The sequence below is a fragment of the Arsenicibacter rosenii genome, from assembly GCF_001870735.1.
In the GTDB taxonomy this organism is placed as follows: domain Bacteria; phylum Bacteroidota; class Bacteroidia; order Cytophagales; family Spirosomataceae; genus Arsenicibacter; species Arsenicibacter rosenii.
On the sequence record NZ_MORL01000003.1, the window covers coordinates 242,425 to 265,523 of the forward strand.

Annotated in this window: 24 protein-coding genes; 17 read left to right on the forward strand and 7 right to left on the reverse strand. The window is 53.3% G+C overall.

The annotated features are described in order from the left end of the window. Positions 1-76: 76 nt before the first annotated feature. Positions 77-961: an aldo/keto reductase gene (locus BLX24_RS07675; protein WP_071502528.1), complete on the reverse strand. Its 885-nt coding sequence runs from the start codon at positions 959-961 to the stop codon at positions 77-79. 210 nt (positions 962-1,171) lie between these two features. Between BLX24_RS07675 and BLX24_RS07680 the strand changes: the two genes are divergently transcribed. Further along, on the forward strand, positions 1,172-2,149 hold the full coding sequence (locus BLX24_RS07680) for a c-type cytochrome (protein WP_071502529.1): 978 nt from the start codon (positions 1,172-1,174) through the stop codon (positions 2,147-2,149). 402 nt (positions 2,150-2,551) lie between these two features. After that, positions 2,552-3,856 (forward strand): lytic transglycosylase domain-containing protein, encoded by a 1,305-nt coding sequence (locus BLX24_RS07685; RefSeq protein WP_071502530.1) that lies wholly within the window; start codon positions 2,552-2,554, stop codon positions 3,854-3,856. A 135-nt stretch (positions 3,857-3,991) separates the two neighbouring features. Here the strand turns inward: BLX24_RS07685 and BLX24_RS07690 are convergent, their stop codons facing one another. Beyond that, complete coding sequence (locus tag BLX24_RS07690; RefSeq protein WP_071502790.1) at positions 3,992-4,945, reverse strand: homoserine kinase; 954 nt, start codon at positions 4,943-4,945, stop codon at positions 3,992-3,994. A 158-nt stretch (positions 4,946-5,103) separates the two neighbouring features. Here BLX24_RS07690 and BLX24_RS07695 point away from each other — a divergent pair, with 158 nt between their 5' ends. Then, entirely contained in the window at positions 5,104-6,396 is a 1,293-nt protein-coding gene (locus tag BLX24_RS07695; protein ID WP_071502531.1) for a serine hydrolase domain-containing protein, read from the forward strand. Here BLX24_RS07695 and BLX24_RS07700 read toward each other — a convergent pair. Further along, positions 6,374-7,864, reverse strand: a complete 1,491-nt coding sequence (locus BLX24_RS07700) for a PQQ-dependent sugar dehydrogenase (RefSeq protein WP_071502532.1) — start codon at positions 7,862-7,864, stop codon at positions 6,374-6,376. The two genes, BLX24_RS07695 and BLX24_RS07700, sit on opposite strands and share 23 nt — an antisense overlap. Before the next feature lie 12 nt (positions 7,865-7,876). Beyond that, the gene (locus tag BLX24_RS07705; protein WP_083421853.1) at positions 7,877-9,007 is read right to left on the reverse strand and encodes a plastocyanin/azurin family copper-binding protein; all 1,131 of its coding nucleotides are present in this window, start codon (positions 9,005-9,007) and stop codon (positions 7,877-7,879) included. A 294-nt stretch (positions 9,008-9,301) separates the two neighbouring features. Between BLX24_RS07705 and BLX24_RS07710 the strand changes: the two genes are divergently transcribed. The 5 genes from BLX24_RS07710 to BLX24_RS07730 all read left to right on the forward strand — a co-directional run bounded on the left by BLX24_RS07710 (position 9,302) and on the right by BLX24_RS07730 (position 13,232). Continuing rightward, positions 9,302-10,183, forward strand: a complete 882-nt coding sequence (locus tag BLX24_RS07710; RefSeq protein ID WP_071502533.1) for a cell division protein FtsX — start codon at positions 9,302-9,304, stop codon at positions 10,181-10,183. A gap of 54 nt (positions 10,184-10,237) precedes the next feature. After that, a complete protein-coding gene (locus BLX24_RS07715) occupies positions 10,238-10,543 on the forward strand; it encodes a DUF3098 domain-containing protein (protein WP_071502534.1) in 306 nt (101 codons plus the stop codon). Between the two features lie 77 nt (positions 10,544-10,620). Beyond that, positions 10,621-11,487: an undecaprenyl-diphosphate phosphatase gene (locus BLX24_RS07720; protein ID WP_071502535.1), complete on the forward strand. Its 867-nt coding sequence runs from the start codon at positions 10,621-10,623 to the stop codon at positions 11,485-11,487. 71 nt (positions 11,488-11,558) lie between these two features. Further along, positions 11,559-12,275 (forward strand): tRNA pseudouridine(55) synthase TruB, encoded by a 717-nt coding sequence (truB, locus tag BLX24_RS07725; RefSeq protein WP_071502536.1) that lies wholly within the window; start codon positions 11,559-11,561, stop codon positions 12,273-12,275. 27 nt (positions 12,276-12,302) lie between these two features. Then, on the forward strand, positions 12,303-13,232 hold the full coding sequence (locus tag BLX24_RS07730; protein ID WP_071502537.1) for a bifunctional riboflavin kinase/FAD synthetase: 930 nt from the start codon (positions 12,303-12,305) through the stop codon (positions 13,230-13,232). 54 nt (positions 13,233-13,286) lie between these two features. Here BLX24_RS07730 and BLX24_RS07735 read toward each other — a convergent pair whose 3' ends face one another. Then, positions 13,287-14,060 (reverse strand): hypothetical protein, encoded by a 774-nt coding sequence (locus BLX24_RS07735; RefSeq protein ID WP_071502538.1) that lies wholly within the window; start codon positions 14,058-14,060, stop codon positions 13,287-13,289. Positions 14,061-14,346: 286 nt separating this feature from the next. Between BLX24_RS07735 and BLX24_RS07740 the strand changes: the two genes are divergently transcribed. The 4 genes from BLX24_RS07740 to BLX24_RS07755 all read left to right on the forward strand — a co-directional run bounded on the left by BLX24_RS07740 (position 14,347) and on the right by BLX24_RS07755 (position 16,671). Further along, positions 14,347-14,688 carry a hypothetical protein gene (locus BLX24_RS07740; RefSeq protein WP_071502539.1) on the forward strand — a complete coding sequence of 114 codons (342 nt, stop codon included), beginning with the start codon at positions 14,347-14,349 and terminating at the stop codon, positions 14,686-14,688. Positions 14,689-14,722: 34 nt separating this feature from the next. Beyond that, complete coding sequence (locus BLX24_RS07745; RefSeq protein ID WP_071502540.1) at positions 14,723-15,010, forward strand: hypothetical protein; 288 nt, start codon at positions 14,723-14,725, stop codon at positions 15,008-15,010. Positions 15,011-15,103: 93 nt separating this feature from the next. Next, positions 15,104-15,583 (forward strand): molybdopterin-dependent oxidoreductase, encoded by a 480-nt coding sequence (locus tag BLX24_RS07750; protein WP_071502541.1) that lies wholly within the window; start codon positions 15,104-15,106, stop codon positions 15,581-15,583. Further along, the gene (locus tag BLX24_RS07755) at positions 15,580-16,671 is read left to right on the forward strand and encodes a cytochrome-c peroxidase (protein WP_071502542.1); all 1,092 of its coding nucleotides are present in this window, start codon (positions 15,580-15,582) and stop codon (positions 16,669-16,671) included. The genes BLX24_RS07750 and BLX24_RS07755 overlap by 4 nt, the downstream gene beginning before the upstream one ends. A gap of 71 nt (positions 16,672-16,742) precedes the next feature. Here the strand turns inward: BLX24_RS07755 and BLX24_RS07760 are convergent, their stop codons facing one another. Continuing rightward, entirely contained in the window at positions 16,743-17,129 is a 387-nt protein-coding gene (locus tag BLX24_RS07760; RefSeq protein ID WP_071502543.1) for a hypothetical protein, read from the reverse strand. A 395-nt stretch (positions 17,130-17,524) separates the two neighbouring features. Here BLX24_RS07760 and BLX24_RS07765 point away from each other — a divergent pair, with 395 nt between their 5' ends. The 4 genes from BLX24_RS07765 to BLX24_RS07780 all read left to right on the forward strand — a co-directional run bounded on the left by BLX24_RS07765 (position 17,525) and on the right by BLX24_RS07780 (position 21,301). Further along, on the forward strand, positions 17,525-18,076 hold the full coding sequence (locus BLX24_RS07765) for an RNA polymerase sigma factor (protein ID WP_071502544.1): 552 nt from the start codon (positions 17,525-17,527) through the stop codon (positions 18,074-18,076). Positions 18,077-18,239: 163 nt separating this feature from the next. Next, positions 18,240-18,788 carry a DUF3237 domain-containing protein gene (locus BLX24_RS07770; RefSeq protein WP_229201734.1) on the forward strand — a complete coding sequence of 183 codons (549 nt, stop codon included), beginning with the start codon at positions 18,240-18,242 and terminating at the stop codon, positions 18,786-18,788. 29 nt (positions 18,789-18,817) lie between these two features. Further along, complete coding sequence (locus tag BLX24_RS07775; protein WP_071502545.1) at positions 18,818-19,927, forward strand: 5-methyltetrahydropteroyltriglutamate--homocysteine S-methyltransferase; 1,110 nt, start codon at positions 18,818-18,820, stop codon at positions 19,925-19,927. A 75-nt stretch (positions 19,928-20,002) separates the two neighbouring features. Further along, the gene (locus tag BLX24_RS07780) at positions 20,003-21,301 is read left to right on the forward strand and encodes an MFS transporter (protein ID WP_071502546.1); all 1,299 of its coding nucleotides are present in this window, start codon (positions 20,003-20,005) and stop codon (positions 21,299-21,301) included. A gap of 58 nt (positions 21,302-21,359) precedes the next feature. On the opposite strand, the gene BLX24_RS07785 is transcribed toward BLX24_RS07780, so the two are convergent. Continuing rightward, positions 21,360-21,539, reverse strand: a complete 180-nt coding sequence (locus BLX24_RS07785; protein ID WP_071502547.1) for a hypothetical protein — start codon at positions 21,537-21,539, stop codon at positions 21,360-21,362. Positions 21,540-21,606: 67 nt separating this feature from the next. On the opposite strand from BLX24_RS07785, the gene BLX24_RS07790 reads away from it, so the two are divergent. Then, positions 21,607-23,097: an acyl-CoA synthetase gene (locus BLX24_RS07790; RefSeq protein WP_071502548.1), complete on the forward strand. Its 1,491-nt coding sequence runs from the start codon at positions 21,607-21,609 to the stop codon at positions 23,095-23,097. The last annotated feature ends 2 nt before the right edge of the window (positions 23,098-23,099 follow it).

Below are 23,099 nucleotides of genomic sequence, written 5' to 3' on the forward strand. Positions count from 1 at the left end.
TATATACTGACAGTGGAGGCACGACTTAGTGGGTGCGTGCCTCCACTCGCTGCTAACATTAATTACCAACACCCCACTACCCCACAACCGGCTTTGGCAGGTCGCTGAAATCTTCGTCGGTTAGCTGAATCGCGGCGGCGGCGGTGTTTTCCTCAAGGTGCTTAACCGACGAGGTGCCCGGAATCGGCAACATCACCGGCGAGGCCGCCAACAACCAGGCAAGGGCGATCTGGTAGGCCGTGGCGTTGTGGCGCGCCGCTACTTTCTCAATCGCTTTTTCGGCCGACAGATTGCCACTCGCCAGCGGATACCACGGGATAAACGCAATCTGATGCTGCTCACAATAAGCCAGTACGTCGTTCCATTTCTGCTGTCCGAAGTTGTACATATTCTGCACCGACACCACGTCCACAAACTTCCGCGCGTATTCGATATCGGCAACGCTCACTTCCGACAGACCAATGTGCCGGATGTAGCCCTGCTGCTGCTTTTCTTTCAGGAAATCCAGCGTCTCGTCTTTCGGCACCTTCGGATCGAAGCGGTGCAGCTGGTACAAATCAATCCGGTCGACCCGCAGGCGCTGTAAGCTGCCTTTCAGGGCTTCGTCCAGGTGCGCCGGACTGGCATCTACCGGCCATTGGTTGGGGCCGGTCCTCAGCAAGCCGCCTTTGGTACCGATAATCAGCCCTTCGGGATACGGATACAGCGCTTCGGCAATCAGTTCTTCCGACACATGCGGGCCGTAGCTGTCGGCGGTATCAATAAAATTAATGCCTAAGTCAAGAGTGTGTTTAAGCACCCGAATCGCCTCATCATGGTTTTTAGGCGGTCCCCAGATGCCGTCGCCCGTGATACGCATGGCGCCGTATGCCATCCGGTTTACGGTTAAATCACCTACTGTAATCGTCCCCGCCTGCGCGGCAAGAGATGCATTTGTTCCTTGTTCTGCTGATGTCTGCATAAAAAACTCAAGTTTCTGAGGCACTCGAACCTGCCTCCGGAGATATAACAAAAAAAGCGCTATGATCGTCCTTACCGCAACATTAGTTTTCTGTTAACACGCTAGTAGCTACAAAGCGAAACTTTTTTAACCACTTCGTAAAATAACTTGCTTTTGAATCCTACCTCCTTATAGATTACCCCGTTTGTATTTCTTCAACCTTTTACTACCATGAAAAAAGCAATCCGTATCGTCTTATGGATTATTGGCCTTGTTGCCGTCATCATTTTCGGCATTGTCGGGTACATTGCCGGCAGAGGGGTTCCCTCCTACGAAACGCAGAAGCTCCCTGATTACCACGTCGATGTGACACCTGCCCGCATTGAACGCGGGGCTAAAATTGCCCAGCTGCTCTGCATTCAATGCCACCGGGGCGAAGGGGCCCAACTGACCGGCAAACTCATTGCCGATGCGCCGAAAGATTTTGGTCAGATTTATTCGGCCAACATTACGCAGGATAAGGAAGCCGGTATCGGTACCTGGACCGACGGTGAACTGGCGTTTTTTCTCCGAACCGGTATCCAGCGCGATGGCTCCTACAATCCGCTGATGCCTAAATTCCCGAACATGGCCGACGAAGACCTGAAATCAGTCATTGCCTGGCTACATTCGGACCGTATTGAGGTACAGCCTTCCAAAGAAGAAGCGCCGAAAACAGAATACAATTTCCTGATTAAGGCGCTGACCAATACTGTCATGAAGCCCTATCCGTATCCGCAAAAAGCCATTACCATTCCCGACAGCACCGACCGTGTGGCGTTTGGCCGGTACATTGCCAACGGCATGGTGGGTTGCTACGCCTGCCACTCGGCCGATTTTAAAGCCCTCAACGACATTGAACCCGAAAAATCGCTGGGCTTCTACGGCGGCGGAAATCCGATGCTGAACCTGGAGGGAAAACTGGTTCCGTCGGCCAACATTACGTTCGATGACGAAACGGGCATCGGTAAAAAATATACCGAAGAACAGTTTATAAAGGTAGTGAAACAAGGTGCCCGGCCCGACGGATCGGTAACGCGTTACCCGATGGTTCCGCACATTACACTAACCGATTATGAGGTCGGTTCGATCTACCAATACCTCAGAACTATTCCTAAAATCAGGAACAAAGTCGTCGACCCCGAAACGGGAGTCATAGCGCAGAAATAACGGTTTCCTGCCTCCCGGACCGGCCTGGTCCGGGATGTAAACATATAATATAAAACAAATTACATAAGACCGGGCCTGTTCATTTTCAGCCGCATATCTGCACGAATAAAAACAACTTCTTGCTTTTATCCAATATCCTTTATACTTTAGCCCTCCCATCCCGGCCAGCATTGGCAACTTGTAGAGCATAGGGAGTATACGTTTATGCTGCTAAAAAACAACATCGGGCGCTAAAAGCCCTCTTTTCTTCGTTGTGAATTAACGTGGCTGGTCACCACGATGTGAGCGTATCAGTAACGGCTGTCAGAATAGGTGTAGCAGGAATTTCGTGAGATTAGTTCAGCCGTAATTCATATAGAAACGTTCGGGAGAACGCTTCGTTTTGTACTTAACTAGTCTGTTATGCGGAAATTATTTTTGCTGGCAGCTGCGTCGGGATTGACGTGGTGTATGCCAACATTTGCCCAACCGGCTCCGGAAGTCCATTTTTGCGGTGAGAACATTCCCCAAAACCTGCCTTCGGTCTCACAACGCTGGTTACGCACCCTGAATCGTCAGGCTTCGTACATTGATCATCTGACTACCCTCAAACGCCGCGCGGCTGCCATTTTTCCCATCATTGAGCCGATTATCGAGCGGTATGGCATTCCAAAAGATTTTAAATACCTCCCCCTGCTCGAAAGCGCCGTTGTGGCCAGGGCAGTTTCCCGACGGGGAGCAGCCGGTTTCTGGCAGATTATGCCGCAAACAGCCAAACGACTGGGCCTGAGTGTTGCCCGGGGCAGGGATGAACGGTTTAACCTGACGAAAGCAACGCATGCTGCCTGCCGCTACCTCAATGACCTGCACGATCAGCTGGGTTCCTGGATGCTGGTAGCCGCCGCCTACAATGCCGGTCCGAATTACATACAGGCCCTGAAACGACGATACCCCGAACGCCACCCGATCACGCTTCCCTTCCGCGCCCACGAAACCAAAGCGTACATCTATCAGGCGGTTGCCATTAAGGAGTTGCTCACCCGCCCGTCCGCCTACCGCGATTTCCTCAGCGACCGTGCGCTGGCCCAGCTCAATAAAAATACAGAAGCCCTCCCTGCGTCTGAAAAACAAGCCATTCTGGCCTACTACGAATCAACCGAAAAAGCCGGTCGCGGCGACGGCGGCCCCGGAGAAGCCACCCTTACCGCTTCTATTTCGGATAATCCGATGCTGACCGATACCGCAACCGTAGCCCTGCTGACCGATGAGCAGGACGAACAGGAAGCCGTTGCCGAAGTGTCGATCCTGGACGAGGAACCAGAACCGGAAGAAGCTCCGTTGTCGGACGCGGCTCCGGCAGCGATTCCGTCACAGGCCCCCGCCGCTACCAATTTTGTCTCTACCGACGCTGCCAATCAGTTACTGACCCGCCGTATCGGCACAGAGCCGCTCGCCGAAGGACAGATCTGTATGTTTGAAGTTATCCGGCCGGATGTACTGAACGGCATTCCGGTGGCAGTAGGCGATGTGCTATACGCACACGTCGACATGATCGAACCGACCTCGGGACGGGTTTACCTGCGGACCGACAAGCTTATGTCAGGTAAGACACAGGAGTCTATTCCGCTGAAACTATCAGCCGTTGAACGCACCAAACAGCCGGGCGTTCCGATTCCGCTCCGCGACGAGCTAGCCGAAGGCTGGCGGCTGAAGTGGGAACAGTTGTAGCCCTGTTGACGTCAGGGCACAAAAAAGGCGGAGGGTCGACCCTCCGCCTTTTTTGTGCCGTTAACTTTTGATTACTCCTCCCCCTCGGGTGGGGGCAGGAAAACGTTCTTTTCTGTATCAACACAGCGTCCCCCCCTAAACCGTCAGATTTGACACAGGTTCGAGTACTTTAGGGCCCTGGCTGTTAATTTCAGACACGTACAGTTCACTCGTAATATCAACGCTCAGGAATGCCTCCTGCATGGCCTTCCCTACCTGCTGTGCGATTTCGGCGTTGGCGCTCAGGGCAAACATCGACGGGCCTGAACCCGAAATGCTACATCCCAAAGCTCCGTTATCGAGTGCCGCCTGTTTTACTTCGTCGAACTGCGGAATCAGAATGGCGCGCACCGGTTCGATAATTACATCGACCAGCGAACGGCTGATAAGGCTATAGTCAGGCTTCATCAAACCGGCAATCAGACCGGCCACATTGCCCATCTGAATAATTGTGTTTTTCAGCGAGACTTCGTTACGCAGAATAAAGCGGGCATCTTTGGTATTCACCTCGATATCAGGGTGAACCAGCGTGGCATGCATACCGGTCGGCGTATCAATCCTGATCACATCCAGCGGATTATAACTGCGGACAACCACAAAACCACCCAGCAGCGACGGCCCGACGTTATCGGCATGGGCCGACCCGCAGGCTACGCGCTCGCCTTCCATCGCAAACGGCAACAGGTCGATCGTTGACAGCGGCCGGCCCAGCAGTTCGTTAATGGCATATACCCCCGCTACCGCACTGGCAGCGCTGGAGCCCAGGCCACTCCCCAACGGCATTTGTTTATGCAGAATCACATCGACGCCAACATCCGTCCGGCCGATATGTTCCAGGTATTTCTGGATGGCAATCCCGGCCGTATTACGCGCCGCCTCACGCGGCAGGCGGCCTTCGTCACCCAGAATAGCAACAATGGTGACCCCCGGCTCATCGCGTCGGGTCAGGACTACTTCATCGCCGGGCTGATCAACGGCAAAGCCGAAAATATCGAAACCACAGGCCACATTAGCGACAGTGGCAGGGGCAAAAACACGTACAGTTTCCACAGTGGCAAATAATTCAGGTACAGAATCAATCTGTTTACGGCGCAAAAATAGCTGAATCTCACGAAAATGGGGGCACAATTCAGTATGAATCCAGGAAAAAGATACATCCTTAGAATCCTGACTTATTGTATCTTCGCCTTACCCTAAAACCAATATTCATGAAAAAAACGCTAATCTTTCTTTTTCTTTCCGCATGGCTGCTTCAGGCCACAGCTCAAGTTGCTCCGCCTCAGACACTTCAGGAAGCAAAACCCGAACTGGCCGGCATGAGTTCCGAACGCCTCCAGCGCCTCGACCGCGTGATGCAGGACTATATCGACAAAGGCTATCAGGGCGGTATCGGCGTGCTGATTGTCCGGAATGGTAAAATCGTGCACCACAAAGCCTTTGGCTACGCAAATCCGGACACCAAAGAGCCGCTGAAACGCGACGCCATTTTCCGGATTGCCTCACAAACGAAGGCCATCGTGAGCATGGGCCTGATGACGCTGTACGAAGAAGGTAAATTTCTGCTGGACGATCCGGTCTCGAAATACATTCCGGCGTTTAAAAATCCGGTGGTGCTCGATAAGTACGAACCCAAAGATACCACCTACACGACCGTACCGGCCAAACGCGAAATCACCATCCGCCAGCTGCTGACGCATACGTCGGGCATTAGCTATCCGTCTATCGGCAGCAAGGAAGCCGTGGCCATTTACGCCAAAAACAACGTGCCCAGCGGCATCGGTACGCCAACTTACAAGCTTGCCGATGTGATGGCTCGTCTGGGTAAACTGCCCCTGATGCACCAGCCCGGCGAAAAATGGACCTATGGCCTGAGCACCGACGTTGTCGGCTATCTGATTGAAGTCATTTCCGGCCAACCGCTCGACCAGTTTCTGAAGACGCGGCTATTTGATCCGCTCGGTATGAATGACACCTATTTCTACCTGCCGGTAAGCAAACAGAACCGGCTCTCGCCGATTTACACCGAAGGGCCCGACAAATCGTTACTGGTTGAAAAAGGCACCCGAGGCGTCTCACCCGACTATCCGAAAGCCACCAACGGAACCTATTTTTCGGGCGGAGCTGGTCTGTCGTCGACCATGTACGACTACGCGGTTTTCCTGCAAATGCTCCTCAATGGCGGTGAATACAACGGCAAACGGATTCTGAGCCCGATTACGGTGCGGACGGTCCTGTCTAACCAGATCGGCGATTTGTCCCTGGGACAGGACAAATTCGGACTTGGCTTCAACCTGACATCCGACAAAAGCGAAGCCCGGATTCCGGTCTCTGAAGGGTCATTTGCCTGGGGCGGCTATTTCGGCACTACCTACTGGGCGGATCCCAAAGAAAAAGTGATTGGGCTGATTTATACCCAGAAGGTACCCAACAGCTATCCCGACCTTGGCGACAAATTCAAAATTCTGCTGTATCAGGCCATTACGGCTTCGTATGCACGGTAGCCGTTGCGGATGATTTCAGGCGATTCAGCGTGTAGCAAACCAATTGGTTTGCTACCTTTTTTTTGCCATCTGCCGACCGCAGTTTGCCCAGTGTCAGCTCATAGACATAGCCCTTTTTCAGCTCGCTCAGGGCCAGCGAAACGGTTCGTTTATCGGCCGACAGTTTCACCTCCGTAACCGGCACCGGCTGGCTATCCATTTCGGGCGAGCCATAGGCACGGTGGTATTTGTAATAAAACCGGCGGAAGGCGTAGTTGGCCAACTGACGGGCTGCGGCCTCGTCGAGTGGTTGCGAGAAAGTCAGGTCGAAGCCGGTAGCGGTCAGATGCATCGCCATCACATCGAGCGGGATGCCCTGTTGGTAAACAATCCGTTGCAGGCCGCGGGCACCAACCCAGCCGTGATCGTTCTGCCCGACCCACAGGCTGCCATCCGGGGCAAAAACCAGCCGGTTATTACCTGGCCGCAGCCCCACCTTGTCCATAAACGGCACGCACGCCCCCTGCAATTCGCCATCAACCTCATCGAACATCACCCGGACCAGGCGCGGAAAATCCATTTCGCCCACAAACAACTGCCCGGCATACGGCCCGAATTTACCACCCGTCAGATCGGCCACCATCTGCGTCGGCGAATGCGCCATCCGCTGATGGGGAAACGCCACCACTTCCCGGGTACGCATGCTGTCGAGCTGTTCCGGCGTCAGCGTCAGCGGATCAATGTCGGGAAAGCCCTCCCGCCAGACCAGACTCGCCGGATGACCGTAGAATTTTCCCTTTTCGACGACATACAGCTTACTCGTCCCCAGCCAGTCGCCCTGGTTATCTGTAACCATCAGGCGGCCTTTGGCATCAAAACCGATGCCGTTCGGCGACCGGAAGCCGGATGCCCAGGGGGTCAGTTTGCCGTCGGGAGACAGTTGCATCACCCAGCCGCGGTATGGCACACAGGCATACATACGCCCCTGCCGGCCCAGCGAATCGTATTGGCCGCGGATTTCCTCACGGATACCCGCCCCGTTCGAGGCCGTATTCAGGCTGAAATACAGGTTCCCTTTGGCATCTTTCACCGGCCCGAACGCAAACTCATGATAATTCCCCGACATGCCGAACTGATCCGTAACTGTTTCATAGCGGTCGGCCACACCATCGCCGTTCACGTCTTTAATCCGCGTCAGTTCAGGCCGCTGAATTACCAGCACTTCGTTGTTGCTCACCGGCAAAACGCCCAGCGGATCGTGCAGCCCCTCGGCAAACAGCGACCATTTTCTGGTTTTCGGGTTATACATCATCACCTCCCCGCGGTGAAAACAGGCCACCAGCCGCCCGTCGGGCATAAAGGCAATGCCACCTGTTTCAACAATCAGGCCTTCGGGCGTCGGAATCGTTTCGACGGTATAATAATCCGTTAGGGTATCGGCCGGCGCGGCAACGGCCAGCAGAGTTGATACAAGCAGTGTCAGCAGCATGAATGTAAGTCGTTAAGGAACAAGCATGGTTACGGTAAACTGACGGGTACCCGCCGGTAGCAGCAAACGGCCGTTTTTCGCCGATGCCACCACATTATTGATCCGGGTCTGGTACTGTACACCCTCCTGCTGATCGAGCAGGAACGTAACAGGCTGTTTGCCGGCCGACAGGGTAAACTGCCGTACAAGACCCCGTTTACCCGGAACGGCCTTAATCAGCTCCGTCACCTGTATGCCGCCCAGCGAATACATAAACTTCGGATAACGGTTCACCAGCTCATATCCTCTGAACTGCGGCACGGGTGTTGTGTTGCCGATCCGGAACGGGAATCCCGACCGGTCGTTGTAATAAATATCACCGACTACCTTTGTCAACCGGTTACCGTTACCTTCCCAGTGGCCGTAGCTATCGACAAAACCACCCGTCCAGACATACCGCAACCGGCACGATCCGGCATCCCAGCAATACGACTGCTGCCCGACGGCGGCATCGGCCGGCAGGCCAACGGCAATGGCGGCAGGCCCACATTCGGGCATAAAGGTGCGGTACAGGGCCGGAAAGGTCATTTTGTACGGATGCGGCGACGCCATCTGATGGGCGCTATGATCGCCCGCCCCGGTGCGTTTCGGCACGTACGGATCTGCCTCAACCGACGGCAGACGCTTCGGCTCGCGGGTGGCATGAATAACGCCGTACATCACATACCCGTGTCCCGGATAGGTACACACAAACGGATAAGCCCCTTCGTCGAGCGTCAGGGTCAGCGTATCCGTATGGTCCGGTTCCAGCAGCGGTATGTTGGCGAGCACCTCCGGCAGGTTCGGTACATAGTTTTTTCTGGCGCCTTCGGTTCCCATTTTCAGGGCCGCTTCCACCACTTTCATACGCGAATTCGGACGGGTTACCACCAGGTTGTGCGACATATCGTCGGCATTTTCGAGTACGATCCGGAAGCGTGTTTTGGGCTTCACCACAATCCGCGTTTGTTCGTACTGAAGACCCGCCAGCGCACGGATAACAATGGTGGTATCTGCATAAACAGCCGTTGCGCCCTGACAGACAGGTAGTTTTGCAGCAGCAGGCTCCGTGAAAAGAGGCAACCAGAGCCAGAACGAACGAATGACATAAAACGTTGACAACATGGAGCAATAGATCAGCTTTCCGGATTGACAGGAGACCAGGACACCATACGGGCGGGAGTGCCCCGCCGCAAGGACAGTTTTTACTGGCTTACGGTTTATTTACCTGAAGAGGCCGTAAGGCTACCTTTTATACTCTTAAATTTTCCTAAATATACGGCACATTGTACAGGTGTTCGCTCGTTTTTGGGGAAAAGACCTATTTTTGCATAAGTTAGGCCGACAGACATCGTTGCCGGTCGGGTAGTATGCACTTGTCTACGGTCTCTCCGTCTAACGTTTTAATGGTAAGCAGCAGTGGCTCGAAAAAAGAAAAAAGTTGGCAAATATCCCGCAGGCCTGATTTTGTTCAGCATGACGCTGGCGCTGTTTCTCATTGGTTTTTGTGGCTTACTGGCTATTCAGTCGAAGCGTCTGGTCACCTACATCCGTGAAAACTATGAGGTAAGGGCATTTCTCGACAAAGACGTGAAGCCCGCGGCCATCGAACGCGTCAAGGAATCGCTGAAGAGCCGGCCTTATGTAGCCATCGCCAATGACACGCCTCAGGTTTCGTTTGTGTCGAAAGAACAGGCGGCCCGCGACTTCATTGCCGAGACGAAGGAGAATTTCGAGGAATTTCTGGAAGACAACCCCCTCCGCGATAGTTACCGGATTAAGCTCCGGGAAGATTATTTCGACGAAACCAAACTGAAAGCCATCAAAGACGATCTGGATCAGATTGACGGGGTGGCCGATGTGGTGTACCAGGAAAATATTGTTGACAGCATCAACCGCAACATCACCAAGATTTACATTGTGATGTCGGTGTTTGCCGTTTTTCTGCTTCTGATCATCGTGGTGCTGATGAACAATACCATCCGGCTCGCGCTGTATTCGCAGCGGTTACTGATCCGGAGTATGCAGCTGGTTGGCGCCACCAACGGCTTCATTACCCGGCCTTTCCTGCTTCGGGGTGTTAGCCAGGGCTTTATCAGCGGCCTCATTGCGGCCGGTCTGGTGGCCGGAACGCTACAGCTGGCCCTCTATAACCTGCCGGAGCTTACGGTGTTACAGGAACCGGTAAAGCTGGTACTGCTGCTGGGTGGCATCATTTTACTGGGTGTTTTTATTGGTCTGCTCAGTACATTTCAGGCCGTTAACCGGTATCTGGGCGTACACCTGGATGATCTGCATTAATTGATTAACGAACCGGCGCCCGCCAGCACCGGTCATCTATAAATTCGTAAGCATATGGCAAAAGTCAGTCCTAAAGGAAAAGAAACAACAACACCGGAAGTCGCAGAAAGCCAGCCGGTTGTTTCACGGTTTACAAGCACACCGAAGCCCGACAAAGCCGCAGCGCTTCCGTTTGGCAAGGCAAACTACCAGCTTATGGTCGCCGGTATCCTGGTGATTCTGGTAGGGTTTATCGTCATGTCGCTTGACAAGGAAACCTTCGGATTCGGTGCCATGGGCCTCACCGTTGGCCCGCTGATCGTCATGGCCGGTTTCATTATTGAATTTTTTGCGATTCTGAAGAAGCCGAATCAGGCCTAATCATCCGTATCCGCAATCAGCGCAAGGCCTTGCCCCACCGGTAAGGCTTTGCGCTGATTCTGCATTTTATACCATTCATGGACATCCTACATGCTGTTTTACTGGCCATCATCGAGGGCCTGACTGAGTTTTTGCCGGTGTCGTCGACCGGCCACATGATCATCTACTCGTCACTGGCCGGTATTGCCAGCGATGAATTCACGAAGCTTTACACCGTAAATGTGCAGTTTGGCTGTATCCTGTCGGTACTGGTTCTGTACCGCCGCCGCTTCCTGATCGATACCCGTACGCGCGAATCCGAACTGGCCCGCTGGTATACCATGCTCCCGGTTTCGGTGCAGCAGAAGCTGGGTTCGTTTGCAGGGGTCATCGACTTTTACCTGAAGCTGTTCGTGGCGTTCTTACCGGCAGCGGTCATCGGATTTCTGCTGAACGATTTCATCGACTCGCTGCTCGAAAACGTGGTAGTGGTGGCCATTTCCCTGTTGCTTGGCGGCATTGTGCTCGTCTATATCGACCGCATTATGCAGCAGCGCACCCGCGACTATGACGTGACCTTTCCCGAAGCGCTGCGCATTGGTTTCTTCCAGTGTATTGCCATGATTCCCGGCGTTTCACGTTCGGCGGCAACCATCATCGGCGGCATGTTTCAGGGCCTTACGCGTACACAGGCCGCCGAGTTTTCATTTTTCCTTGCCGTACCGACAATGGCAGCGGCAACAGGCTACAAACTGCTGAAAACCTACAAACTGCTGAGCCCCGACGATATTCAGACGCTGCTGATCGGCAACGCCATTGCGTTTGTGGTCGGGCTGCTGGCCATCCGCGGATTTGTCGGTTTCCTGACCCGCTACGGCTTTAAAGTTTTCGGGTATTACCGAATTATCCTTGGCCTGATCCTGTTAGGTCTGGTAGCTTCGGGGGTTAAACTGGATGTCATTTAAGCACCGGTCCGGTACGGACTGAGCATGGCAACCCCAACCCCGATACAGTATTTATATCAACTGATTCTGCATTGAAACCAGAAAATCAACCGGGCGATCCGGGGCGGGTTATCCTGATCGACAAACCGCTCGAATGGACCTCGTTCGATGTCGTTAAAAAGTTAAAGTGGGCCTGTAAGTTCAAGAAAATCGGCCACGCCGGCACACTTGACCCGCTTGCCACCGGCCTGCTCATCCTGTGCACAGGGAAAAAAACCAAGGAAATCGACAGCTACCAGGCGCAGGAAAAAGAATATACCGGCACACTGGTACTCGGCCGCACCACCCCGTCGGTCGATCTGGAGACGGAATTCGACGCCGAATTTGATACGTCTGCCATCACCGCCGGCGATGTCAAAGCCGCCGTCGCACAACTGACCGGCAGTATTCAGCAAATCCCGCCGATTTATTCGGCCATCCGCGTCAACGGCGAGCGCCTGTACGAACGGGCCCGCCGCGGCGAAACCGCCGATCAGGTAGAAGGCGGTATCAAAAGCCGTACCGTGGAGATTTCTGCCTTCGATATCACGACCGACACCCTGGGCACAGACCCGTTTCCTACGCTACATTTTCGCATCGTTTGTTCGAAAGGCACGTATATTCGCAGTTTGGTTCGCGACCTGGGCCTGCTGCTCCGGAACGGAGCCTACATGAGCAGCCTGCGCCGCACCCGGATCGGGGCCTTCCGGATTGAAGACGCCGATTCGATTGAGGGATTTATTGAGAAGTGTAAAGAGCAATCCGCCTGATTACCAGCCGGTGTGCGCCTGTTAACTATGATTGTTCATACTAGTTTAGATTCGTTTCCGGAACTCTCCTATTCCGTCGTGACCAGCGGTACCTTCGACGGTGTACATCGGGGACATCAGAAGATTCTGGAACGGCTGACAGAAGTAGCCCGCACCCATAACGGGCAGTCGGTGTTGCTTACATACTGGCCACATCCCCGGACGGTGGTGTCGAATGACAGCCAGAACCTCAGGTTATTGACAACCCTCGACGAAAAAATTGCCTTGCTCGAACAGGCAGGCGTTGATCATCTGGTTGTCATTCCGTTTACGCGTTCGTTTTCGCAGCTTACTTCCGAAGAGTTTATCCAGTCTATTCTGATTGATAAAATCCGGGCCAAAAAACTGGTCATCGGCTACGATCACCGCTTCGGCCGCGACCGCGAAGGCGGGTTCGATTATATTCAGAAACACCAGGCAGAGTACGGCTTTGAGGTTGAGGAAATACCGCGTCAGGACGTTGATGCCGTGGGCGTCAGTTCCTCGAAAATACGGTACGCCCTGGCCGACGGACAGGTGCAGACCACGGTTAAGTTTCTGGGGCGCCCCTATAACCTGAACGGAACCGTCGTGAAAGGCCGTCAGCTGGGGCGTACCATCGGATTCCCGACCGCCAACCTGCAGGTCGATGATGCCAACAAACTCATTCCGGCCAACGGCGTGTATGCCGTCGAAGTGTTGTACAAAGGGCAGACATTCGGCGGCATGACTAATATTGGTTTCCGGCCTACGGTCGCAGGAACCCATCAGACCATCGAGACCTACATCTTTGATTTTGACAAGGACATTTACGGCGAGCACATCAGCCTGCTGTTCCGCGAGTTTATCCGGTACGAGCAGAAATTCAGCGGCTTACCGGCCCTGATTGAGCAGTTAGGCAAGGATCAGGCACAGGCCCGTTTGCTGCTCGGGTTATAAAAACGAAATGCCGGCACCTGCGCAGGTGCCGGCATTTTTGCCGTTCAGGCGGGTTTACCCTTTTGTCCGGTAAAGCGTGCCGTTTTCTACTACATACAGCATACCGTCCATCGCCACAATCAGGCTGACATCTTTCAGGATACCTTCCGGCCCGATCTGTTCATAATTACCGTTTATATCGGTCCGGAACAGGGTGCCATCCTTCTCAACGCTCCACAGGTAATTCTGGTCGGCCACCATGGCCACTGTGTTTTCCCAGTCGCCTTTTTTGCCAACCTGCTGCCAGGTCATAGAGCGAACGCTGGTGCGGTACAGCGTACCGTTTTCAACCGTCCACAGGTAATCACCCATGGATTCGAGCATGTCGGCATCCTCAAACTCGCCTTTGCCACCAATCTGCCGCCACGTGCCGTTTTTGGCCGTTTCATACAGCGTACCATTGGTTTCAATACTGTACAGTTTCCCGTTCATGGCAACCATACCTTCGGTATTCTGCCAATCACCGGTTTTACCAACCTGACGCCATCCGCCGGAGGCAGGATTTGTCCGGTACAGCGATCCGTCCTCAATCGTCCAGATTTCGCCATCCATGGCCACCAGAATTTCGGCATGATCAAACTCGCCTTTGGCGCCTACTTGTTCATAATTACCCTGCTTATCGGTTTTAAACAAGGTACCATCTTGTTCAATGCTGTACAGATGCCCGTTCAGCGCAACGACAGCAATGGTATTTTGCCAGTCGCCGGCTTTACCGACCTGTTGCCAGCGTTGTGAAAAAACGACATGCCAGGTTAAGCTAATCAGAAAGATTAGAAAGGTACGTTTCATGGGGTTTCAAGCAATGGGATTTTCTCACTGTCTCTCCATGAAACAGTAACATTGCGGCCCTTGAAAATAGAATCCGGTTTAAATTCTGTCAATACATAGGCCGGTTTGAGCTACGATTTTGGCAAAATATTGCGTTTAAGTAAACGATCTACCTGAAAAATATCCGTTATTTCCATTACTTTTAACCATCCAAACTCAGAAAAATCGTTTACTAAGCCAGCGAAACCGAAAGAGCCCATTTGATAGGTTACCGCAGCTATCAGGAGGCAGGCCTGGTTATTCATACATGATGACATTAGCCGATGCGACCAGCTTACTGGAGCAAACAACCGATTTTCTGCGTAATTCGCCGGCTCCCGAAGCCGGTATTACCATTCTGGACGAGTGGATCGGGCCGTTACGACAAGCGCCAAATACCAAACCCATTGCCGATGCCCTGGCGCAGCTGAAAACCCGGCTTCAGGCTGATCCGGTAAACGATACCGATGTCCGGACATCCCTGGGTCAGATTGCGGATTTACTCTCGGCGCTCAGCCCCGAAACCGGTTCTGAAGGCGAAATGCCGTCGCTGCTGGAGGGTCTTGCCGCCGCCCTCCGCGAATCCGGTGAAACATCTATCACCGATTGATTGTTACGGCAGAAACTAAACCGTCAGTAGTATCATGAAATTAACATGGACTTATTATCCCAAAGGCGAAGCCTCATCGATCACACTGACGGTCGTTTATGTTCCTGCCCTGGATAGCGACAAACTGACCCATGGCGGCTATCTGACGCCCGATAATGTTGCCTATGTAGATCGTGATACCTATCAGATTTTCGATAAAGGCCCGCTGCCTCACCGGCGTGATGCTTTTCAGCGGCTGATGCGGATCGATACGCCCGATGTGGCGGCTGACTCTCTCCGGTTTCAGGAACTGCCTGTACATCTTCCGGACCAGACTAAATGAAACATTTATAACCTCCTGCTACTAATTTCCGGGCTTTGCATTCACTGCGGCAAGCGTTATATTTGACCGAAAATAACGCTATTGCATTAGCCTATGAAGCCATTCCTTTTATGCACGTTATGCCTGCTTTGCCTAGCCACCCGTCTGAACGCCCAGACGCTTACAATCTCTGGTGAAGTTGCCAGACCAGTCACCCTGTCAGCCGAAGATATTAAAGCACTTCCCCATCAGGAAGTCACGGGTAAAGACCGCGATGGTAAGGAACTTCATTTCTCAGGTGTGCCGGTGATTGAACTACTCAAAAAGGCCGGTGTTACGACCGGAGGTGAGCTGCGGGGCGAGAATCTGGCCAAATATGCCGTTGTGAAAGCCATTGACGGCTACGAAGTCGTGTTTGCGTTGCCGGAGTTTGATCCGGCCTTTGCCAGCCAGGTAATTATTCTGGCCAATCGTGTCGACGGAGCCCCCTTACCGGCAGGCACCGGTCCTTTCCGCATCGTTGTCCCAAATGAAAAGCGGCCCGCCCGCTGGGTCCGCGAGGTCAGGTCTATTGATATCCGCTTTGCCAAATGAGCAGCAAATACCGCCTGTACGGATGTCTGGCAATAGCTCTGGCTCTGGCCCTGACCGGCTGGACGAGCTGGCGGGCCGTTAATACACCGCTGACGCCTTATGCGCTCCGGTTTCCGGCTTCGTTTGGGGGGCGGTTTACGATTCCCGCCGACAACCCGACGACTGAGGAAGGCGTTTACCTCGGCCGGCTTCTGTTCTACGATCCGCTGCTTTCCCATACCGGTACCATCTCCTGCGCCACTTGCCACCGGCAGGAACGCGCCTTTACGGACGGGCGGCCGAAAAGCATCGGGGTTAACGGTCAGCCAACGTCCCGGAACGCCATGTCACTAACCAATCTGCTCTGGGTCCGGCAGTTGTTCTGGGATGGCCGTGCCGGCAGTCTCGAGGAACAGGCTATTATGCCAATACACCATGCCGGTGAGATGGGTATGAAACCCGGCGAAGCCGCCCGAAGAATACAGCACGTTCCTCTCTATACGCAGCAGTTTAAGCAGGTTTTCGGAACAGATAGCCTTACCGATACACTGATCGGCAAGGCGATTGCCCAGTTCGAACGAACGCTTATATCAGCCAGCTCCCGCTATGACCGTTATCTGGCCGGAAAAGCCGCGCTAACGGAAGCAGAAAGCCGTGGCATGGCCTTATTTATGCAGGCTCCTGACCCGGCACGTGGTATCCGTGGCGGCAATTGTGCTCACTGCCACGGTGGTCCTAAACTCTATCAGGAGTTATTCCATAACAACGGTCTGGACCGGCATATAACTGATACCGGCCGGGAGGCCGTTACCGGTATGAGCCTTGATCGCGGGCGTTTCCGTGTACCGACACTCCGCAATATTGCCCTGACCGGCCCGTACATGCACGACGGCCGGTTTACAACCCTTGATCAGGTGATCGACCATTACAGTGACCACGTACAAGCCGGTCCGAATCTCAGCCGCGAACTAACTGCCCGCCAGGCTGGTGGCCTCCGGCTTACCGCCGCCGACAAAGCCGATCTGAAAGCCTTTCTGCTGACATTCACTGATAGCACCTTTATCCGGAATCCCGCATTTACCCGGCCCGCTACTCTTTCTGTCCGTTGAAACAGCCTGATCAGTCATTTTTCACTACAATTTATAGTTTAAACCAACTAATAACCGGTCGGGTTATTGTTTTAGAAAAATACGACATCTTCAAAAAAAAAGGCATCATCTTTATAGATGTATAGCTGTGGATATTTTTGCTTATAGTGCCAGGCATTTTTACCGTCTTTTGTTGCCAGAACAATCTTTAGAAATTCGACATAATCAACCGATCGTTCGTGTTCATCAACGATACGTTTTGACTGAAGCCATGCCCAGAAATCATCTGCAGAATGATAATATTCCCAGTTGTTGTGGTTAAACAAAAATCGCCAGCCTTTGCAGGCTCTGCCCAGATGTATCTTTTCGGTAAACACACTTTTCCTGGCCTTAAAGGTGTTTAAATCTCCTTGCTCTACAATACTAAACAGTTCTTTCCAGTCATTCTCAGTGGGTATCGTGCGGGCATAATAATTCATTGCTATCGGTGGTAAACAACGTAATCTGATAAGTAGCTGTATCTCTGACCTGTAATCCGGGGTCAACTACATTAATATACCATCTCATCCAATCTCAACAGTATTTTTACATATATAATACAGCAGTTTCTTTTTTTATTTTTATTCTACCGAATCCTGTGTGTTTTCACGGCAAATCAGTCAAAACGGCTGATCTGAACCAAGCCTGAAATGATAATGCTATAATTAATTTATATAGATCCGGTTTTCAGAAAAAGATTGGCAGAATTGTCCTTTTTGTTGAAAGAAGTCGAGCCGGAAGAAACAAAATTCAAAAATTACAAGTTACTTTAAATGTACAGCCTGTTTACTTAAGCCAAGCAATTGGTTTAAGCCATTCCTAAAGCAATAAACTTGTGAAACAATCATCTCTCCGCCTCGCTACTGACGAAGCGCTGGTAAAGCTGTACCTGAACACAACGCAGGAACGCTATTTCCAACCGCTTTATCAGCGCCATTACGGATTAGTACTCAGACATTGTCTTGCCTTTACAAAAGACCCTGATTTAGCGCAGGATTTTGCACAGACTGTTTTTGAAAAAGCCCTGATCAACCTGCACACGTTTAAACACAAAAGTCGTTTTTCAACGTGGTTATATGTCCTTGCCCGCAACTATTGTCTTTCCCAGCAAAGACGTCATAAACCGTTCCGCTTTGTAGCTCTTGATGACTACCTCATTACACTGGCTGAGCCTGCACCGGTAGCCGACTATCCGTTTGATGAGTTTTTTCGGATTTTACACAGCTTACCCGATCTCGAAAAAGAAATTCTACGCTTACGATACGAACATAATCTGAGCATTCCGCTGATTGCCGAACAAGTGAATATGCAGCCATCAGCTGTAAAAATGAGGTTGAAGCGGTGCCGGGATAAACTCCGGAAGCAAATTGACGGGTTCCCTTCTTAATCGCTTTCCGACGAATGCCCTATTGGTGCAGCCGCAAAACGACAGGACGTTTTGCGGCTGTTTTTTTTGAAAAGAACTTCGGAAATAATTAGACTTTCTGCCTATTTTTTTAAATTATTGCCAGTCAATTGCCGGACTTGTTCCTTAACCTTAACTTATTGTAATGACTGGCTTTTTTAGCGCCTGCCGGCTGACAGCCATGCTGTGCCTCAGCCTGATACTTGCCCTGACAGGCACCCGGGTAACCGCTCAGCCCAAAGCCCCTGAACTTGCGTTTGTCGCACGGTTCAACGTAACCATCGGTCAGCCTTATATTGTTGGTGAAACGGCCCACGGCCTCCGCCGGATCATCCCGATTACGGGCGGAACCATCGAAGGCCCGCAACTGAAAGGCACCATTCTCCCCGGCGGTGCCGACTGGCAGATCGTCCGTAAGGACGGGGTTGCGGAGGTAGAAGCGCATTACCAGTTCCGGACCGATGATGGTGTCACGGTTTATATTAAAAACGTTGGCCTTCGTGTGGCCACGCCCGAAGTAGCCGCCCGCATCGGCCGCGGCGAACAGGTCAGCCCGTCGGAATATTACTTCCGGACGGCGCCTAAATTCGAAGCCCCGGCCGGTAAATATGCCTGGCTGAATGATGCCCTTTACATTGCCAATGCGTTCCGGAACCCCGACAACGTCGTGATCGAAATCTGGCAGGTACGCTAACCCCTGAAAACTACCCTTAACCAATTTATATGAAAACCCCTCCTTTCCGTGCCGATCATGTGGGCAGTCTGCTCCGGACCCCGGCCGTTAAAGAAAACCGCCTGAAGTGGAAAAAAGGCGAAATTCCGGCCGAAGAACTCCGCGCGGTGGAAGATCAGGCCATTAAAGAAACCGTACAGCGGCTCGAAGCCACCGGTATGCGCGCCATTACCGACGGCGAGTTCCGGCGGGATTATTTCCACCTCGATTTCCTGAAAGAGCTGGCGGGCGTCAGCGTAACGGGCGGCATTGAGGCAAATCCGCACGCCAAAGTGGCCGAAGATGGCTTTAAGCCTCCCGTGCTGAGTGTGACCGGCAAACTCCGGCATCAGAAAGACATTCAGGTGGATGATTTCAACTACCTGAAAACCGTCGTGACACAGACGCCTAAGGTTTCCATTCCATCGCCTACCATGATCCACTTCCGCGGCGGCCGTAAGTCAATCGATATTCAGTCGTATCCTGACATGGACCAGTTCTTTGCCGATCTGTCGGCGGCCTACCGTGAGGAAATCGATCACCTCTATCAGGCCGGCCTGCGGTATCTGCAGCTGGATGATACCAATCTGGCCTACCTCTGCGACCCTAAAATGCGGGCGGCCGCTGCCGAACGCGGCGAAGATCCGAATGAACTGCCCCGCACCTACGCACGGCTCATCAACTCGGTGATTGATAACCGCCCCGACGACCTCACCGTTGGTATTCACCTCTGCCGGGGCAACTACCGCAGCACGTGGTTTGCCGAAGGCGGTTACGAGCCTGTGGCCGAAGTGCTGTTTAACGACATCAACGTCGATGCGTACTTCCTGGAATACGACGACGAGCGATCCGGCGATTTTGCTCCCCTGCGTTTTGTCCCCCACCACAAAATGGTGGTGCTGGGCATTATTTCGTCGAAAGTAAACACACTGGAACCCATCGACGACCTCTGCAAACGCATTGACGAAGCGGCACAGTACATCCCGCTCGACAATCTGTGTGTCAGCCCGCAGTGTGGTTTTTCCTCGACGCACCATGGCAACGACATGACCCACGACGACCAATGGCGCAAAATCGAACTGGTTGTCAATACCGCCACTAAAGTCTGGGGGACCCCTTAATCTGAACGGACCTATCATCATTCCGCTCCGCGTTGTGCACCGGCAGGACGCGGAGCGTTTTAACCTTAACCTGCTATGACTGTCAGTGTCCGGTCACTCATTGACCAGCGGCCTATCTCAGGCCTGCAATACGCTACTATTCTGATTTGCTTCCTGATGAACATGCTCGACGGCATGGATGTCATGGTGATTTCCTACGCAGCTCCCGCTATTGCCAAAGGCTGGGGCGTTACGCCCGAAGCGCTGGGCATTGTGTTCAGCTCGGGCCTGTTCGGCATGACCTTCGGGGCTCTGTTTATGGCTCCCTACGCCGACGTTACCGGGCGTAAGAACATGATTCTGCTCAGCGCCTTTCTGATGGGACTGAGTATTTTTCTGACGGCCTACGCCACCACCATAACCGCGTTGATTGCCTTCCGGTTTGTGAGCGGGCTGGGCATCGGCTGCATGCTGGCCAGCACTGCCGCACTCGCCGCCGAATACACGCCTAACCACTCCCGCGACTTCTGGGTCAGCTTTGTGGTGGCAGGCTATCCGGTGGGAGCCGTGGTGTCGGGGCTGATCGCCGCCAAAACCATTCCGGCAGCCGGCTGGGGATCCATTTTTCAGCTGGCTGGGGCGGCTACTTTTTTTTCGCTGCCGCTGATCTACTTTTTCCTCTCCGAATCGCTTGATTTTCTGTTGAAATCACAACCGAAGGCCGCCCTTACCCGCGCGAATCAAATCCTGACGAAAATCGGGGCAGGGTCTTTTGCCACCTTACCCGACAAACCCGCGAAATCGTCCGGCATTCCGGTCAGATCACTGCTGAATGCCGAATTTAAGGTATCGGGCATTCAGTTGTGGATAGCCTTGTTTCTGGCCTTTGCCACGCTTTACTTCCTGACCAGCTGGATTCCGAAACTCGCGACCAACGCGGGCCTTTCCATCGAACTGGCGATTTATGCGGGCACGGTTTTCAACGTCGGGGCCTTTTTCGGCATTGTTACGCAGGGGTATTTCTCCAGCCGGTTTGGTCTGAAAAAGACCATCGGGGTATTTCTGATCATGACGGGAGTACTCATGGCGGGTTTCAGCCTGTTCTTCGGCTCGTCGGCGCTGTTGCTGGTATTTGGCCTGTTAGGCTTCGGAATTCAGGGCGGTTTTGTTGGCTTGTATGCCGTGGCGGCCCGTCTCTACCCGACAGAATTCCGGACTACCGGTGTCGGCTGGGCAATCGGCATTGGGCGGCTGGGCGGCATTATTGGTCCGGCGGTGGGCGGCGTTCTGATCGGCATGGGCCTGTCGATGGCGACCAACTTTCTGATTTATGCCGTCCCGACGATTCTGGCCGGTCTGATGACGATCTATATTTCGTCGAAGAGCATCAGCTGACCGGTTATAGCTCCAGCAAAATCAGTTGTAGCCCGTCAATTTTAGCAAATCCATTGCCTCACTCCCATTCATCTCTTACCTGTTTTTGGTATGTTAATCCGTCTGCCGGAAATTTTATTTTCCCGGCATATTTTTTCGGGTCAAACCCCTTGCGGGCGGTTTTGGGCTGATTAGCGAGCGTTTTCAGGGCTTCATCAATGGCCGAAGCCGGTGCGTCTTTTTTGATTCTGATAACCATATCGTACAGCGTTTACCTGTGTGTTAACAAATATAACAAATTTCATCCGTTTCGGGTGCCCGACATAATGCAACCCTTTATCATTAACGCAACCCAACACGCCGACCAGGCCGCGATTGTCGCCGACGGTCAAACCTATACGTACCAACAGTTACTGGATGCCTCGGCAACGATGGCAGGCTGGCTGCTCGATGGCCGAGACGACCTTGCCGAAACCTGTGTCGCCTACATGATTACCCCGGGCTTCGACTATGTCCGCGTACAGTGGGGCATCTGGCGGGCAGGCGGAATTGCCGTGCCGCTCGCTCTCTCCTACCCACCCCCGTCGCTGCGCTACGTACTCGACGATACCGAGGCTGACATCGTTGTTGCCGACGCTGCCTATGCCGGGATATTGGCACCGCTGGCCGCCGAACGCGGTATCCGGTTGCTGGTATTAGGTCAGAACGAGCCTACACATAGTCAGCCGACACTTCCCGCGCTGTCGCCGGACCGGCGGGCCATGATTCTCTACACCAGCGGCACAACCAACCTGCCCAAAGGCGTGGTAACCACCCATGCCACCATTCAGGCGCAGGTGTCGACGCTGGTATCGGTCTGGCACTGGTCGGCCGACGACCACATTCTTTGTGTGTTGCCGCTGCACCACGTTCACGGCATCATCAACGTCGTTTCGTGTGCGCTCTGGTCGGGGGCAACGGTTGAGTTTATGCCCAATTTCTCGGCAGAGGGCGTTTTTAACACTTTTGCACAGGGGGCCATCAACGTCTTCATGGCAGTGCCGACCATCTATTTTAAGCTGATTGCCTATTGGGAGCAACTGCCGGCAGACGAACAACAGGCCATTTCGGCGACGCTGGCCCGCTTCCGGCTGATGGTTTCGGGCTCGGCAGCGCTGCCGGTTACGGTCATGGAGAAATGGCAGGTCATCAGCGGACACACGCTGCTCGAACGCTACGGCATGACCGAAATCGGCATGGGCATCAGCAACCCCTACGAGGGCGAACGGCGTGTCGGGGCCATTGGTCAGCCACTGCCGGGCGTGCAGGTACGGCTGGTGAATGAGACTGACGAACCCGTTCCGGACGGGCAACCCGGCGAAATTCAGGTGAAAGGGCCGAACGTCTTTCTGGAATACTGGCAACGCCCGGAAGCCACGCAAAAAGCATTTACCGCCGATGGCTGGTTCCGCACCGGCGACATTGCGGTCAACGAGGACGGCTATATCCGGATGCTTGGCCGCGACTCCATTGATATCATTAAATCAGGTGGCTATAAAATTTCGGCCCTTGAGCTGGAAGAGGTTCTCCGTACCCATCCGGCCATCAGCGATTGCAGCGTCATTGGCGTTCCTGACGACGAATGGGGCGAGGTGGTTTCGGCGGTGCTCATCCTGAAAGATACGGACGTAACACCTGCCGGGATCAACAGCTGGCTGCGGGAACGCCTGCCGGGCTACAAAATCCCGCGCCAGTACCGGATCGTGGCCGAACTGCCGCGCAATGCCATGGGCAAAGTGACCAAAAACGACCTCAAACCTTTGTTTTTAACCAACTAAAC